13 protein-coding genes are annotated in these 15,033 nt (G+C 70.5%); 8 read left to right on the top strand and 5 right to left on the bottom strand.

The window, feature by feature from the left end:
• The first annotated feature begins 133 nt into the window (after positions 1 to 133).
• Positions 134 to 1,363 (top strand): cytochrome P450, encoded by a 1,230-nt coding sequence (locus EWH70_RS15650; protein ID WP_165436288.1) that lies wholly within the window; start codon positions 134 to 136, stop codon positions 1,361 to 1,363.
• A gap of 698 nt (positions 1,364 to 2,061) precedes the next feature.
• Here EWH70_RS15650 and EWH70_RS15645 read toward each other — a convergent pair.
• The 3 genes from EWH70_RS15645 to EWH70_RS15635 are packed head-to-tail and all read right to left on the bottom strand — an operon-like array spanning position 2,062 to position 5,277.
• Positions 2,062 to 3,225 carry a thiolase domain-containing protein gene (locus EWH70_RS15645; RefSeq protein ID WP_130476119.1) on the bottom strand — a complete coding sequence of 388 codons (1,164 nt, stop codon included), beginning with the start codon at positions 3,223 to 3,225 and terminating at the stop codon, positions 2,062 to 2,064.
• Positions 3,225 to 4,280: a thiolase domain-containing protein gene (locus EWH70_RS15640; RefSeq protein ID WP_130476118.1), complete on the bottom strand. Its 1,056-nt coding sequence runs from the start codon at positions 4,278 to 4,280 to the stop codon at positions 3,225 to 3,227. The genes EWH70_RS15645 and EWH70_RS15640 overlap by 1 nt, the downstream gene beginning before the upstream one ends.
• A gap of 10 nt (positions 4,281 to 4,290) precedes the next feature.
• Positions 4,291 to 5,277 (bottom strand): Zn-ribbon domain-containing OB-fold protein, encoded by a 987-nt coding sequence (locus EWH70_RS15635; RefSeq protein ID WP_130476275.1) that lies wholly within the window; start codon positions 5,275 to 5,277, stop codon positions 4,291 to 4,293.
• An 85-nt stretch (positions 5,278 to 5,362) separates the two neighbouring features.
• On the opposite strand from EWH70_RS15635, the gene EWH70_RS15630 reads away from it, so the two are divergent.
• A complete protein-coding gene (locus EWH70_RS15630; RefSeq protein ID WP_130476117.1) occupies positions 5,363 to 6,907 on the top strand; it encodes an acyl-CoA synthetase in 1,545 nt (514 codons plus the stop codon).
• Positions 6,908 to 7,068: 161 nt separating this feature from the next.
• On the opposite strand, the gene EWH70_RS15625 is transcribed toward EWH70_RS15630, so the two are convergent.
• Positions 7,069 to 7,851: a crotonase/enoyl-CoA hydratase family protein gene (locus EWH70_RS15625; protein WP_130476116.1), complete on the bottom strand. Its 783-nt coding sequence runs from the start codon at positions 7,849 to 7,851 to the stop codon at positions 7,069 to 7,071.
• A 60-nt stretch (positions 7,852 to 7,911) separates the two neighbouring features.
• Here EWH70_RS15625 and EWH70_RS15620 point away from each other — a divergent pair, with 60 nt between their 5' ends.
• The 6 genes from EWH70_RS15620 to EWH70_RS15595 all read left to right on the top strand — a co-directional run bounded on the left by EWH70_RS15620 (position 7,912) and on the right by EWH70_RS15595 (position 14,457).
• Complete coding sequence (locus EWH70_RS15620) at positions 7,912 to 9,516, top strand: acyl-CoA synthetase (protein WP_130476115.1); 1,605 nt, start codon at positions 7,912 to 7,914, stop codon at positions 9,514 to 9,516.
• Positions 9,517 to 9,519: 3 nt separating this feature from the next.
• Complete coding sequence (locus tag EWH70_RS15615; protein WP_130476114.1) at positions 9,520 to 10,626, top strand: NAD(P)H-dependent flavin oxidoreductase; 1,107 nt, start codon at positions 9,520 to 9,522, stop codon at positions 10,624 to 10,626.
• An 11-nt stretch (positions 10,627 to 10,637) separates the two neighbouring features.
• Positions 10,638 to 11,390 (top strand): GntR family transcriptional regulator, encoded by a 753-nt coding sequence (locus EWH70_RS15610; RefSeq protein ID WP_130476113.1) that lies wholly within the window; start codon positions 10,638 to 10,640, stop codon positions 11,388 to 11,390.
• A gap of 924 nt (positions 11,391 to 12,314) precedes the next feature.
• The gene (locus EWH70_RS15605) at positions 12,315 to 13,418 is read left to right on the top strand and encodes a TIGR03364 family FAD-dependent oxidoreductase (RefSeq protein ID WP_130476112.1); all 1,104 of its coding nucleotides are present in this window, start codon (positions 12,315 to 12,317) and stop codon (positions 13,416 to 13,418) included.
• A gap of 42 nt (positions 13,419 to 13,460) precedes the next feature.
• A complete protein-coding gene (locus EWH70_RS15600) occupies positions 13,461 to 13,967 on the top strand; it encodes a hypothetical protein (RefSeq protein WP_130476111.1) in 507 nt (168 codons plus the stop codon).
• 52 nt (positions 13,968 to 14,019) lie between these two features.
• Positions 14,020 to 14,457, top strand: a complete 438-nt coding sequence (locus tag EWH70_RS15595) for an SRPBCC family protein (RefSeq protein ID WP_130476110.1) — start codon at positions 14,020 to 14,022, stop codon at positions 14,455 to 14,457.
• Here EWH70_RS15595 and EWH70_RS15590 read toward each other — a convergent pair.
• Positions 14,454 to 15,023 carry a TetR/AcrR family transcriptional regulator gene (locus EWH70_RS15590; RefSeq protein ID WP_130476109.1) on the bottom strand — a complete coding sequence of 190 codons (570 nt, stop codon included), beginning with the start codon at positions 15,021 to 15,023 and terminating at the stop codon, positions 14,454 to 14,456. The genes EWH70_RS15595 and EWH70_RS15590 overlap by 4 nt on opposite strands.
• Positions 15,024 to 15,033 lie beyond the last annotated feature (10 nt).

The following is a 15,033-nucleotide window of genomic DNA, read 5'->3' as shown; positions in this document are numbered from 1 at the left end:
TTGCGGGCGCTCTACCAGGAGTTACAAGATCCTAATCGATGAAGTAAACGGGTTTCACTCAAACTCTTCTTTTAGTAAACACCGTATGCTTCAATCCATTCGTAGAACGTGTTCCACGACGACGGAGGTAGCCGTGGCCACTCCGCTGATCCCCACCGGGTTCGACTTCACCGACCCGGACGTCTATGCCCAGCGGCTGCCGATGGCGGAGTTCGCCGAGCTGCGCCGCACGGCGCCGGTGTGGTGGAATCCGCAGCCGCACAACGTGGCGGGGTTCCGCGACGACGGGTTCTGGGTGGTGACGCGGCACGAGGACGTCAAGGCGGTGTCGCGGGACAGCGAGTTGTTCTCCTCGCGGGAGAAGACGGCGATCATCCGGTTCGACGAGTCGATGACCGAGGACCAGCTGGAGGCCAACCGGCTGGTGCTGCTGAACATGGACGCGCCGCAGCACACCAAGCTGCGGCGGATCGTGTCGAAGGGTTTCACGCCGAGGGCGATCGCGCGGCTGGAGGACGCGTTGCGGGACCGGGCCGACCGGATCGTGCACGCGGCGAAGGCCAAGGGGCACGGCGATTTCGTGACGGATGTAGCGTGTGAGCTGCCGCTGCAGGCGATCGCGGAGCTGCTGGGTGTGCCGCAGGAGGACCGGCTGAAGTTGTTCGACTGGTCCAACCAGATGGTGGCCTACGACGACCCTGAGTACGAGGTCGAGCCGATCGCGGCGTCGGCGGAGCTGGTCGGCTACGCGTGGAACATGGCCGAGGAGCGGCGCAAGTGCCCGATGGACGACATCGTCACCAAGCTGATTCAGGCTGATGTGGACGGTGAGGCGCTGGCGTCGGACGAGTTCGGCTTCTTCGTGATTCTGCTGGCGGTGGCGGGTAACGAGACCACCCGTAACGCCATCACGCACGGGATGAAGGCGCTGCTGGATCATCCGGAGCAGTGGGAACTGTACAAGCAGCAGCGGCCGAAGACGGCGCCGGACGAGATCGTCCGCTGGGCGACGCCGGTGGTGGTCTTCCAGCGCACCGCGACGGCGGACACCGAGCTGGGCGGCCAGACGATCCGCAAGGGTGACCGGGTGGGCATGTTCTACAGTTCCGCGAACTTCGACCCGGAGGTGTTCGACGATCCGGGCCGGTTCGACGTCCTGCGCGACCCCAACCCGCACGTCGGCTTCGGCGGCACCGGTTCGCACTACTGCATTGGTGCCAACCTGGCCCGCCTGGAGATCGACCTGATCTTCAACGCCATCGCCGACCAGATGCCCGGCATCCGCGAGGCGGGCCCGCCCGAGCGTCTCCGTTCCGGCTGGCTCAACGGAATCAAGCACTACCCCGTCTCCTATACTGGCTGACACGGGGGATCCAGCTTCCACGAACGTCCCTTTCGCCCGCCCGGCGGGTCCGAAGGGGACGTTCGTGTGTGGCGGGTTCCCGGCCGGAGCACGTGAAGGCCACCTTCATCACGTGAGACGCCACGGCCCCGGCAAGGTCCAGGGTGCGGCAGGGCGAGTTGGGTGGGCTCGAGTGCAGAACTCGTGTGCCGGAAAGCAGAACTCGCGTGCGTGAGCGCAGAACTCACGATGTGGACCGGGTTCTCACCTCGTGCCGGTCGCCCGCGCGAACGGTCCTTTCGCGCGAGTCGTACGTTCTGGGGCGCGAGTCGTAGGTTCTGACGCGCGAGTTGTACGTTCACGCCCACCTGGTCCCACTGTCCGGCACGCCGGTTCCAGATCACGGAACGAATCCGTACGCGCCTGGCCGAACGGGCCGTTCGCGCGGCCCTGCCGGGCCGGAGCGCGTGTTTCGCGTTCCTGAACACGTCATTCGCGTTCCCGAACACGACACTCACCATCCGGACCCGGCGTCCCAGCCCGTGAACGGCGCACCCGCGCCAACCGACCACTCGCCGCGAGTCTCGTGCTCAGGAACGCGAGTCTCGCTTTCCGGAACGCGAATGACGCGTTCCGGACCATCCGACTTCGCCGGGGCCCTGACGTGAGACGTAATGAAGGTGGCCTTCACGTGCTTCGGGACGCGACCGGGCCCCGGGTCAGGCGGGCTTGCGCGCGCCGACCAGCCACATGGAGAAGTACTGGGAGCCGCCGCCGTAGGCGTGGCCCATGGCCAGGCGGGCGCCGTCGACCTGGTGGTCGCCCGCGCGGCCCATCACCTGCCGGGCCGCCTCGGCGAAGCGCAGCATGCCGGACGCGCCGATCGGGTTGGAGGACAACACGCCGCCGGACGGGTTGACCGGCAGCCGCCCGTCCGGGCCGGTCTCGCCGGATTCGGTGAGCTTCCAGCCCTCGCCCTCGGCGGCGAAGCCGAGGTTTTCCAGCCACATCGGCTCGAACCAGGAGAACGGCACGTAGATCTCCGCTGCGTCCACAGCGGACAGTGGATCGTCCACACCGGCCTGCCGCCACAGCTCGGCGGCGGCCTCGCGGCCGGCGCGGGGGTTGACCTGGTCGCGCCCGGCGAACGTGGTCGGCTCGGTGCGCATGGCGGTGGCGTGGATCCACGCCGCGCCACCGGGTACGGCGTCGCCCGCGGCTTCGTCGCCGAGCACCATGGCGCACGCGCCGTCGGAGGACGGGCAGGTCTCGTCGTACCGGATCGGGTCCCACAGCATCTGCGAGGTCCGCACCGATTCGACGGTGATGTCGGGCTGGCGCAGGTGCGCGTGCGGGTTGCGAGCGCCGTTGCGGCGGTCCTTGGCCGCGACGATCGCGCCGACGTGTTCCGGCGCGCCGGAACGGCGGATGTAGGACCGCACATGGGGGGCGAAGTACCCGCCGGCACCGGCGCCGACCGGCATCTGGAACGGCGGCAGGATGGACAGGCCCCACATGGCGTTGGACTCGGACTGCTTCTCGTAGGCGACGGTCAGCACGCGCCGGTGCACACCGGCCTGGATCAGGCTGGCCGCGACCAGTGCCGTGGACCCGCCGACCGAGCCGGCCGTGTGCACGCGCAGCAGCGGTTTGCCGGTGGCGCCGAGCGCGTCGGCGAGGAACAGTTCGGGCATCATCACGCCCTCGAACAGGTCCGGTGCCTTGCCGAGCACGACGGCGTCGATCTGGGACCAGTCGGTCTCGGCGTCGGCGAGCGCCCTGTCGACGGCCTCGCGGATCAGGCCGGGCATGGACACGTCGGTCCGCTTGGCCTTGTGGTGGGTCTGGCCGGTGCCGAGCACCGCGGTCAGCTTCTTCGCCATCAGGCTGCCCTTTCCAGCACGGCGACCAGGTTCTGCTGCAGCGCTGGCCCGCTGGTGGCGTGGCCCAGGGTGCGGGTGGCGTTGCCGGTGAGGATCTGCCGGGCCGCCTCGCCGATGCGGGCAAGCCCGGCGGAGAACATCGGGTTGGCCGTCAGCGCACCGCCGGACGGGCTGATCCGCACCGACCCGTCCAGGCCCAGTGCCTCGCGCAGGATCAGTTCCTGGTGGGTGAACGGCGCGTGCAGCTCGGCGATCTCCACGTCCGACGCGCCGAGGGCGGCGCCCGCGGCCTCGGTCGACGGCGAGCGGGTCAGGTCGCGGGCCCCGAGCACCGGCGACTCGACCCGGTGCTCGATCCCGGTGATGACGGCGGGCCGTTCGACGATGTCGCGGGCCCGTTCCAGCGACGCCAGCACGACGACGGCGGCGCCGTCGGTGACCGGCGCGATGTCGTGTGCCCGCAACGGGTCGGCGACGACCGGCTCCGCCAGCAGCTCGGCGACGCCTGCCGCGCCGCGGCGCTGGGCGAACGGGTTGGCCTGCGCGTCGGCGCGGCTGCGGGCGGCGACCTCGGCGAGGTCCTTCTCCGTCCACAGCCCGGCGTCCAGTCCGAGCCGGGCCTGGATGCCGGCGATGCTCACCGAGTCCGGCCACAGCGGCGCGACGACGTAGGGGTCCAGCTGCAGCGCGAGCACCCGGCGCAGCTGACCCGCGGAGGACTTGCCGAAGCCGTACACCAGCGCGGTGTCGACCTCTCCCATGCGGATCTTCAGCCACGCCTCGTACAGCGCCCACGCGGCGTCCATCTCGACGTGCGACTCGTGGATCGGCGGGAACGCGCCGATCGCGTCGACCGCGGCGATGAACGAGAACGCCCGCCCGGCCAGGTAGTCCGACGAGCCAGAGCACCAGAATCCGATGTCGCTTTTGGACAGTCCGGTTTGCTCGTACGCTTCGGCGAGGATGGGTACCAGCATCTCCACGCCGTTGGTGGTACCCGGTGTCTCGCGCACGTTGGGTGCCTGGGCGAATCCGACGACGGCGACCTCGGTCATGCTCGGCCTCTCACAGGTGGTGTGCGAACGTCTCGTACTCGGCGTCGGGCTCGCCGGTGGGCGCGAAGTGGTCGATGTTCTCCAGCGTCGTCCACCACTGGTCGCGGGGTTTCCACTGCGCGCGCACCCGCATGCCCATCCGCACCTGGTCGGCGGGGCAGCCCAGGACCAGGTGCAGGAACGGGATGTCGGCGCCGTCGAGCAGGATGTATGCGGCGACGTAGGGCGGTTTGATTCGCTGGCCCAGGAACGGCACGTTGACCACGCAGAAGGTGGTGACGATGCCGGTGTCGGGCAGTTCAACCTCCTCGGTCGTGGGCACGCCGTCGGTGGGGCAGGCGCCGCGGGGCGGCACGTAGACCTTGTGGCACGCGGGGCAGCGCTGGCCGATGAGCCTGCCCTGCTCCAGTGCGCGCAGGTAGCTGCTCTCCTCGGGGGAGGCGGAGTGCCGGTAGCTGAGGTGGACCGGCGTGATGACGATCTCGACCGGCGCGCCCTCGGCGCGCTCGGCGACCGGCGGCGCCGCCGGTGCCTGCGCGGGTTCGTAGTCCGCGGCGGGGGACTCCGGTTCGAAGCAGACGATGTCGCGGATGTGCCCGACGGGTTCGGCGGCCCAGCGCACCCGCACGCGCATCCCGGTGCGCATGTCCGCGGGCTCGGCGACGTCGACGGCGTGCAGCAGCGGGGTGTCGGCGCCGTCCAGGCGGACCAGCGCCCAGGCGAACGGGCGGGTCAGCGGCTGCCCGTCGAGTGGGTCGTTCACCCACGACCAGGACACGACCGTGCCGGTCGTGGCGACCTCGACGAAGTCCGACAGCGGCGCGGCGGTGACCGGGTCGTACTCCGGCGGCGGGACGTGCACCCGGCCGTCGGAGCCGCGGACGCCGAGGACGCGGCGTTCCCGCAGGGCGTTGACGAACCGGCCGAGCACCGGCCCGACCGAGCGGGTGTAGTCGAATCCCACGTCCAGCGGAGCTGACAGCGGTGGTTCGGTGATCGTCACGTTCGAAGTGAAACACGTTCTCGAATCGGCGGCAAGGTAGCTGTTGCCAGTAAGTGGAACACGTTCTAGATTCGAGGGTATGGCCGCACCTGTGACGACGATCGGACTGTGGAACATCGCCGCCGAGCGGCCTGAGCTGCTCGCGCTGGTCGATCCGGACGGGACGGAGGTGACCTACGGCGAACTGACCGCCAAGGCCAACCGGTACGCCCGTGGCCTGCGGGCGCTCGGGCTGAACACCGGCGACTCGGTCGTCGTGTTGCAGCCCAACGGCGTCGAGCTGGTCGCCGCCTACTTCGCCGCCATCCAGACCGGGCTCTACGTCGTGGTGGTCAACTGGCACCTGGTCGCGCCCGAGGTGGCCTACATTCTCGCCGACAGCGAGGCCAAGGCGTTCCTCGCCCACGAGCGGTTCGCCGACGTCGCGGTGGCGGCGGCCGACGAGGCCGGAATCGGCGCGCACACGCGGTTCGCCGTCGGTGACGTGCCGGGCTTCCGCCGGATCGAGGAACTGGGCGCGGGGGAGGGCGAGGGCAGGCCCGGGCCGCGGACGGCCGGGTCGCCGATGCTGTACACGTCGGGCACGACGGGCAGGCCGAAGGGCGTGCGCCGACCGCTGACCGGCGCCGACCCGGACGCGGTCACGCCGCAGACCACCTGGTTCTTCGGCATCTTCGGGCTGGAGCCGTTCGACGGCCACGTGCACCTGTGTGGTTCGCCGCTGTACCACACGGCGGTGCTCAACTTCGTGGCGATCTCGCTGCAGCTGGGGCATCCGGCGGTGCTGATGGACCGGTGGGACGCCGAGGAGATGCTGCGGCTGATCGAGCGGTACCGGGTGACGCACAGCCACGTCGTGCCCACCCAGTTCCGCAGGTTGCTGGCGTTGCCCGACGACGTCCGCGCGGGCTACGACACCTCGTCGCTGCGCGCGATGATCCACGGCGCGGCGCCGTGCCCGCCGGAGGTCAAGCGGCGCATGCTGGAGTGGTGGGGCCCGGTGGTGACCGAGTACTACGCCGCGACCGAGGGCGGTGGGACGGCGATCAGTGGCGAGGAGTGGCTGCGCAAGCCGGGTTCGGTCGGCAGGCCGTGGCCGGGTTCGACGGTCAAGGTGCTCGACGACGACGGCGAGGAACTGCCGCCGGGCGAGGTCGGGACCGTGTACCTGCGGATGGGGACGTCGACGTTCGAGTACCACCGGGACAAGGCCAAGACCGAGAAGGCACGGGTCGGTGATCTGTTCACGCTCGGCGACGTCGGGCACATCGACTCCGACGGCTACCTGTTCCTGCACGACCGCAAGAGCGACATGATCATCTCCGGCGGGGTCAACATCTACCCGGCCGAGATCGAGAACGAGCTGGTGCTGCATCCGAAGGTGCTCGACGTGGCCGTGTTCGGCGTGCCGCACGAGGACTGGGGCGAGCAGGTGAAGGCCGTCGTGCAGCCCGCCGCGGGCGTGGAGCCGTCCGGCGAGCTGGCCCGCGAGCTGCTGGACTACGCCGCGACCCGGCTGGCGAAGTTCAAGCTGCCGCGCAGCGTGGACTTCGCCGACGAGCTGCCCCGCGACCCGAACGGCAAGCTGTACAAGCGAAAGCTGCGCGACCCGTACTGGGCCTAGGCCGTGTTTCACAAGTCACGTTCGCGGTCTTCGCGCCCAGGCGGCCCCTGGACGGCACGGGCGGATGCGCCCGAGTACGGCCCAGTACGAGGGCGATCCGCCCGCACCGCCAGGAACCACCTGGATCACGAAGCCCATCGAACAGACTTATGAAACACGGCCTAGCGACCCTGGAAGTCGGGCTTGCGCTTCTCGGCGAAGGCTTTCGGGCCCTCCTTGGCGTCGTCGCTGGTGAACACGGCGGCGCCCAGCTTGGCCTCGATGGCGAACGCCTCGTTCTCCGGCAGGCCCTCGGTCTCCCGGATGGTGCGCAGGATCGCCGCCACGGCCAGCGGGCCGTTGGCGGCCACCAGGCCGGCCAGTTCCATCGCCCGCTCCAGCGCGGTGCCGTCGGGCACGACGTGACCGATCAACCCGGCGTCGCGGGCCTCGGCCGCGGTGATGTGCCGTCCGGTCAGCAGCAGGTCGGCGGCCACCGTGTAGGGGATCTGCCGGGGCAGCCGCACGGCCGATCCGCCCATCGGGAACAGGCCCCAGCGGGCCTCGGAGACGCCGAACCGGGCGCTCTCGCCTGCCACCCGGATGTCGGTCGCCTGCAGGATCTCGGTCCCGCCCGCGATCGCGACCCCTTCGACGGCCGCGATCAGCGGCTTGGTCAGCCTGCGTCCCTTGAGCAGGCCGTCGATGCGGCTGGGGTCCCAGGATCCGCGTTCGTAGGCGTCGCCGGGGGAGTTGCGGGCCATGGACTTCAGGTCGGCGCCCGCGCAGAACGCACCCCCCGCGCCGGTCAGCACGCAGCAGCGGATGTCGCGGTCGCGGTCCACCTGGTCCCACGCCTCGGTCATGATCGCCATCATCTCGCCGGTGATGGCGTTGCGTGCCTCCGGCCGGTTCATGGTCACGATCAGCACCGGGCCGTCCCGGTCGATCAGCGCGTCCGCCATCCGTGGTCCCTCCGTCCGCTGCCCATTGCCCCGAACGATAACATGTTCTAGTTTCATGGGGTGGCTCTCAACATCGCGGATCTCTTCGAGCACGCCGTCGACGCCGTGCCCGACCGCATCGCGGTCGCCTGCGGTGATCGGCAGGTCACCTACGCCGAGCTGGACGCGAGGGCCAATCGCATGGCCCATCACCTCGCGGCCCACGGCGTGGGCGCCGGCGCCCACATCGGCGTCTACTCCCGGAACTCCATCGAGGCGCTGGAAACGATGTACGCCGCATACAAGCTGCGGGCCATCGCGATCAACGTCAACTACCGTTACGTCGCCGCCGAGTTGCGGTACCTGTTCGACAACTCCGACCTGGTCGCGCTGGTGCACGAGCGCCGGTACGCGGACCTCGTTGCCGAGGTACTCCCGGATGTCGAAAAACTGAAACACGTTATCGCCGTCGAGGACGGCAGCGACGCCGACTACACCCGCTACGGCGGCATCGACTACGAGACGGCCATGGCGGAGGGCTCGCCGGACCGCGACTTCGGTGAGCGCAGCGGCGACGACCTCTACATCCTCTACACCGGCGGCACCACCGGTTACCCCAAGGGCGTGCTGTGGCGCCACGAGGACGTCTGGCGCGCGCTCGGCGGCGGGATCGACTTCGTCACCGGCGAGTACATCCCCGACGAGTGGACGCTGGCCCAGCGCGGCAAGGACGGCGCGCTGGTGCGGCTGCCGGTGGCCCCGCTGATCCACGGCGCCGCGCAGTGGGCGGCGTTCGGCGCGATGTTCGGCGGCAGCACGGTGGTGCTGGTGCCGCAGTTCGACCCGGACGAGATCTGGAAAGCCGTGCAGCGCCACGGGGTCCAGGTGATGACGATCGTCGGCGACGCCATGGCCCGCCCGCTGATCGAGGCCTACCGCGGCGGCGACTACGACGCGTCGTCACTGGTAGCGGTGTCCAGCCACGCGGCGCTGTTCTCGCACAGCGTCAAGCAGGACTTCCTCGGCGAGCTGCCGAACGTGGTGCTCACCGACGCGATCGGCTCCTCGGAGAGCGGCTTCACCGGCATCGGTGTGGTCGGCAAGGACGCCGACCACACGGCCGGGCCGCGGGTGTCGATGGGCGCGCAGGCGGTCCTGCTCGACGACGAGGACAACGTCGTCGAGGCCGTTCCGGGCGCCACCGGCAGGCTCGCCCGGCGTGCACACGTCCCGCTCGGCTACTACAAGGACCCGGACAAGTCGAAGACGATCTTCGTCGAGATCGGCGGGGAACGCTACGTCATCCCCGGCGACTACGCCCGCTACGAGGACGACGGCACGGTGACGCTGCTGGGCCGCGGGTCGCAGTGCGTCAACACCGGCGGCGAGAAGGTCTTCCCCGAGGAGGTCGAGGGCGCGCTCAAGGCGCACCCGGACGTCTTCGACGCGCTGGTCATCGGCGTACCCGACGAGCGGCTGGGACAGCGGGTGGCCGCGGTCGTCCAGGCACGCGACGGGCGCGAGCTGGACCTGGCGGCGCTGGAGGCCCACGTGCGCACCCAGCTGGCCGGCTACAAGGTGCCCCGCAGCATCTGGGTGGCCGAGCAAGTCGGCAGGACCCCGAGCGGGAAACCGGACTACACCTGGGCGCAGAAGTACGCCGCCGAGCACGCGCGGCGGGTGTGAGCCATGCGAACGACGTTGTGTGACCGGCTCGGCATCGAGTACCCCGTCTTCGGCTTCACGCCGTCCGAGCACGTCGCCGCCGCGATCAGCCGCGCCGGCGGGCTCGGCGTGCTGGGCTGCGTGCGGTTCAACGACCCGGAGGAACTGGACCGGGTGCTGGACTGGATGGACGACAACACGGGCGGCAGGCCGTACGGCGTCGACGTCGTGATGCCGGCGGCCGTGCCGGCCGAGGGCTCGGCGGGCGACCTCGGTGAGCTGATCCCGGCGGAGCACCGGGCGTTCGTCGAGCGGACCCTTGCCGAGCTGGGGGTACCCGAACTGCCCGACGGCGCCGCCGAACGTGGCGGTGTGCTCGGCTGGCTGCATTCGGTGGCACGGTCCCATGTGGACGTCGCGCTGAACCACCGGATCGCGTTGATCGCCAACGCACTGGGCTCACCGCCGGTCGACGTCATCGAGCGGGCACACGCGCACGACGTCCCGGTCGCCGCGCTGGCCGGCCGGGTCGACCATGCCATGCGGCATGTCGACAACGGTGTGGACCTGGTGGTGTCGCAGGGTTACGAGGCCGGCGGGCACACCGGCGAGATCGCGTCGATGGTGCTGCTGCCGGAGATCGTCGACGCCGTGGGCGAGCGTGCCCCGGTGCTCGCGGCGGGCGGGATCGGCTCGGGCAGGCAGGCGGCCGCCGCGCTCGCGCTGGGCGCGTCCGGTGTGTGGATGGGGTCGTTCTGGCTGGCCACCGAGGAGTACCGGCGCGGCATGGCTGAGGCGAGCGCGATGCAGGACGCGCTGGTGGCCGCGCGGTCGGCCGACACCGTGCGCACCCGCATTTACACCGGCAAGCCGGCCCGGCTGCTGCGGACCCGCTGGACCGAGGCGTGGTCGGCACCGGACGCGCCCGCGCCGCTGCCCATGCCGCTGCAGAATCTGCTGGTCGCCGAGGCGCACCAGCGGATTTCCGCCGCGGGCGACCCGTCGGTGGTGTCCATGCCGGTCGGGCAGATCGTCGGCCGGATGGACAGGGTACGGCCGGTCGCCGACATCATGGGCGAGCTGGTGGCCGACTTCGCGTCCACTGTGGACCGTCTGGGGACGCTGCGTTAGGCTCCGCCGGTGTGACAGACGAGCACGCCGCGGGCGGGCCGGTCCGCAACGGGGTCCCCGAGCACGGCCGTGTTCCGCGGTACTACGCGGTCAAGGTCGGCCTGCTGGAGCTGATCGGCGAGCTGGGCGAGGGCGCCGCCCTGCCCACCGAACGTGAACTGGGTGAACGGTTCGCGGTGTCGCGGGCCACCGTCCGGCAGGCGGTGAGCGAGCTGGTGCTGGAGGGCAGGCTCATCCGCAGGCAGGGCAGCGGAACCTATGTCGCGGGGCCGAAACTGGTGCAGCCGCTGGCACTGGTGAGCTACACCGAGGGGCTGCGCGACCAGGGTGTGCGGCCCGGGCGCACGCTGATCAGCATGGAACGGCTGGCGGCCGCCGGCGAGGTCGCCGCCGACCTGCGGCTGGAGCCGGGGGAGCAGGTGGTGCACATCGAACGCGTCCTGCTGGCCGACGGTGAGCGGGTGGGGCTGGAGTCGACCTACCTGGTCGCCGCCCGGTTTCCCACGCTGCTCGACGTGTTCGATCCGGCGGAGTCGCTCTACGCCTGCCTCACCGAGCGGCTCGGCGTGGAGTTCGCCGGGGCGCGGGAGCGGGTGGAGACGGTGTTGGCCACGCCGAGGGAGGCGTTGCTGATCGGCACCAACCCGGCGTTGCCGATGCTGTTGCTGCACCGGGTGTCGTGGACGCTGGACGGCGCGCCGTTCGAGCGGGTGCGGTCCCTGTTCCGCGGTGACCGGCTGGCGTTCGAGACGCAGCTTGGCTGACCCTCCGGCCCCCGTACAAGCACGTGAGGGCCACCTTCACCACGTGAGACGTCAGGGCCTCGGCATGGTCGTGGGCGGCGACGGCCTGGGGCCGTGGGCAGGGGCGCTGTGGTTGCGTCTTGCGCAAGTATGGTGCCGTTGGTGGCGGCGGGGTGTTGTCTCGTTCGTGGTGGCTGGTGGGGTGGGTGTGCTGGCTGGTGCCGGTGTGGCAGGTGTGCCCGCGTGACGGGTACGTGAAGGCCACCTTCATCACGTCTGGCGACAGGAACTCGGCCTTCACGCGATCCCAGGCGTCCCGCTGGCATCGCGGGCCACGGCAGCCCCACCAGCCACACCCGTAAGACAGCAAGGGAGCTTTACTACCCTTCTTCGCCAGTAAAGCTCCCTTGCTCACGCCCGGCGCCCGACTTCGCCGGGACCCTGAGGTGAGACGTGGTGAAGGTGGCCTTCACGTGCTTTACCCAGGCCTGTTGTCTCGTGATCTGGAACCGACGTGCCGGACAGTGGGACCAGGCGGGCGGGAACGTGCAACTCGCGGGTCCGGAACGGACAACTCGCGCGTGAGAACGGACGACTCGCGCCCCGGAACGTACGGCTCGCGCGTGAGAACGTACGACTCGCGCGTACGGGTCGTTCACGCGGGCGACCGGCGCCACGTGAGAACCGGCGTCCACATCGTGAGTTCTGCGCTCACGCACGCGAGTTCTGCGTTCCGGACCGCGAGTTCTGCGCTCGAGCCGCCGACCTTGCCCTGCCGTACCCGGACTTCGCCAGACCCTGACGTTTCATGTGGTGAAGGTGGCCTTCACGTGGCTTGGTACATAACAAACCGGTAACTCGTCCGGTCCAATGTTCCGGGCCGGTTCACGGGGAGTTCAACGCGCGCTGGCGCCGCGTTGGCCGGTGGCGGAGAGCGTGTGCGGTATGCGGATCCTCATCGTCGGCGGCGGGGTGCTCGGCACCATGCACGCCTGGACGGCCGTGCAGCGCGGCCACGACGTCGTTCAACTGGAGCGCGAGCCCGAGGCGCGGGGTGCCTCCGTACGCAACTTCGGCCTGATCTGGGTCGGCGGCCGCGCCGACGGCCCCGAGCTGGAGACCGCGCTGCGGGCCCGCGAGCTGTGGGAGTCGATCGCCGACGAGGTGCCCGGCCTGGGCTTCCGCGCCAACGGCTCGCTCACCGTGCTGCGCACCGAGGCCGAGTGGGCCGTCGCCGAGCAGACCGCCGACGGCGGGCGGAACCTGACCCTGCTCGACGCGGCTGCCGTCCGCGAACGCAACCCCGCGCTGCGTGGCGAGTTCCTCGGCGCGTTGCACTGCGGGCTGGACGCGGCGGTCGAGCCACGCACGGCCCAGCCCGCCCTGCGGGAGCGGCTTGCCGCCAAGGGCCGGTACCGCTGGCTGCCGGGCCGGGAGGTCCGATCGCTGACCGCCCAGGGCGTCGTCGACGACCGGGGCGAGAGTCACGACGCCGACCTGGTGCTGTTCTGCACCGGAGCCTGGCTCGGCGGTCTGGTCGGGGAGCTGACCGAGAATCTGCCGGTGCGCCGGGTCCGGCTGCAGATGGCGCAGACCGAACCGCTCGGCGAGCCGCTGCCGACGTCGGTCGCCGACGGCGACAGCCTCCGCTACTACCCGGCCTACCGCGGTCCCGCGCTGGACGCGATGAACGCCACGCAGCCGCAGCCGGAGGTCGCCGCGCGGCACGCCATGCAGTTGCTGATGGTGCAGCGCCGCGACGGCGGCCTGACCGTCGGCGACACGCACGCCTACGACGAACCGTTCGGCTTCGACGTCGAGGAGGAGCCCTACGACCACCTGCGCACGGTCGCCGCGGCACTGCTGGGCAGGCCGTTGCCGCGGATCGTCCGCCGCTGGGCCGGCGTCTATGCCCAGGCCGACGGCGGGAGCGTGGTGCACAGGGCGCGGCTGGCGGACAACGCGTGGCTGGTCACCGGCCCCGGCGGGCGGGGCATGACGTGCTCGCCGGCGATCGCCGAGCGGACCGCCGACGAAGCCGGTCTGTGATCGAATGCAACCCCGCGCCGCCCACGTTCCGTCCTTTGGGACATGAGGTACACAGCGATCGTGGTTGGCGCCGGGGTCGCCCTGTTCGCCGGGGCGGCCTGCGCTAACCCAGAAGTGGGAAGCCAGCAGCCGATCGACCCGCCGGGCGCCAGTGCGCCGGCCGAACCGGGAGTGCCCGCACCCCCGGCACCGCCCGCTCCGCCGGGCACATCGGACGGCCAGAAACCCGCGCCGCCCGCGGGCGGCACCGCGGTACCGGGCGACCGGATCGACTCCGAGGCACTGCCCGAGGGGTACCCGGTCGAGGTGAGCACCACCGGCCAGCCCGCCACGCTGCAGGTCGTCGCGGAGGAGGGCGGTTGCGGCAGGGCCAGCGCCGAGGTCGTCGAGCAGAGCGCCGAGCGAGTGGTGATCAAGCTCGTCGAGACCGAGCCCAGCGGCGGCGTCGCCTGCACGATGGACATCCGCTACCCGAAGCTGTCCGTGCAGCTGCAGCAGCCGCTCGGGGACCGCGAGATCGTCCTGCAGTCGGAGAAGCGTAAGCAGTGATTTCCGTCGGCGGCGTGACCACACGGGTCACGCCGCCCTTACGCTGATCACCATGGGATCACGCCAGGTGTCGCTGTCCAGGACGATCGCCACCACGCCGGACACGATCTTCGAACTGCTCACCGACCCGGCCAAGCATCCGCTGCTGGACGGCTCGGGCACCGTGCGTGCCGCGCAGCCCGGCGGCCCCGAACGCCTGACGATGGGCGCGAAGTTCGGGATGGACATGCGGATGGGCGCGTCCTACAAGATCCTCAACACGGTGGTGGAGTTCGAGCAGGACCGGCTGATCGCCTGGCGGCACTTCAACGGTCACCGCTGGCGCTGGCAGCTGGAGCCCGTGGACGACGGGCACACCCGGGTCACCGAGACGTTCGACTGGTCCACCGCACGGGTCCCGGTGCTGATCTCGCTGAGCCCGTTCCCCCGCCGCAACCGCGCCGCGATCGAGAAGTCCCTGGCTCGCTTGGACGAGATGTTCCGCGGCTAGCGCGCGCGAAGTCCGTCCAGGAGGTACGTGGTGCGGCGGTCATAGGCCTCCCGGGCAGGCCGTTCGCCGTACTTGAGCGCGAGGGCGTTGTCGACGACGAGTGCGTGCAGGTCGCCCGCCGTGAACTCCGGCCGCAGCGCGCCGGAGGCCCGCGCCGCCGCGACGAGTTCGTCGTTGGCCTCACTCCCGGCCCGGCAGATCTTCATCAGCTGCCGCGAGTGCGGATACGTCTGCAGCAGGACGTCGTTGACGGCGGGCTGGCGGTACTGGAGATCGCGCAGCGCGGTGAGGTAGTAGTCGATCCGCTCGTCGATGTCGTCGATGGCCCGCATGCGGTCGATGACGGCGAACAGCTCCGTCGCGACGACCTCTTCGATGACGGCCTCGATGAGTCCGATCCGGCCGCCGAACCGGTTGAAGATCGTGGCCTTGCTGACGCCCGCCGCCTTGGCGACCTCCTCCAGCGGGACCGTCAGGCCCTGTCCCTGGAAAGCGCCGATCGCGGCAGAGCGGATCTGCTCGGAATTGCGCCGGGCATCGGCACGCAGCCGGGATTCCGACGGCACCACGCCTCAC

Origin of the sequence: Amycolatopsis suaedae (genome assembly GCF_004214935.1) — a bacterium.
In the GTDB taxonomy this organism is placed as follows: Bacteria; Actinomycetota; Actinomycetes; order Mycobacteriales; family Pseudonocardiaceae; genus Amycolatopsis; species Amycolatopsis suaedae.
This window is presented reverse-complemented; position numbering and strand designations above follow the sequence as displayed.

Excerpts from the sequence above, each read along its gene's own strand:
- EWH70_RS15640 (WP_130476118.1), bottom strand. The coding sequence starts at position 4,280 with ATGACCGAGGTCGCCGTCGTCGGATTCGCCCAGGCACCCAACGTGCGC.
- EWH70_RS15605 (WP_130476112.1), top strand. The coding sequence starts at position 12,315 with ATGCGGATCCTCATCGTCGGCGGCGGGGTGCTCGGCACCATGCACGCC.
- EWH70_RS15630 (WP_130476117.1), top strand. The coding sequence starts at position 5,363 with ATGGCCGCACCTGTGACGACGATCGGACTGTGGAACATCGCCGCCGAG.
- EWH70_RS15600 (WP_130476111.1), top strand. The coding sequence starts at position 13,461 with ATGAGGTACACAGCGATCGTGGTTGGCGCCGGGGTCGCCCTGTTCGCC.
- EWH70_RS15595 (WP_130476110.1), top strand. The coding sequence starts at position 14,020 with ATGGGATCACGCCAGGTGTCGCTGTCCAGGACGATCGCCACCACGCCG.
- EWH70_RS15615 (WP_130476114.1), top strand. The coding sequence starts at position 9,520 with ATGCGAACGACGTTGTGTGACCGGCTCGGCATCGAGTACCCCGTCTTC.
- EWH70_RS15625 (WP_130476116.1), bottom strand. The coding sequence starts at position 7,851 with ATGGCGGACGCGCTGATCGACCGGGACGGCCCGGTGCTGATCGTGACC.
- EWH70_RS15645 (WP_130476119.1), bottom strand. The coding sequence starts at position 3,225 with ATGGCGAAGAAGCTGACCGCGGTGCTCGGCACCGGCCAGACCCACCAC.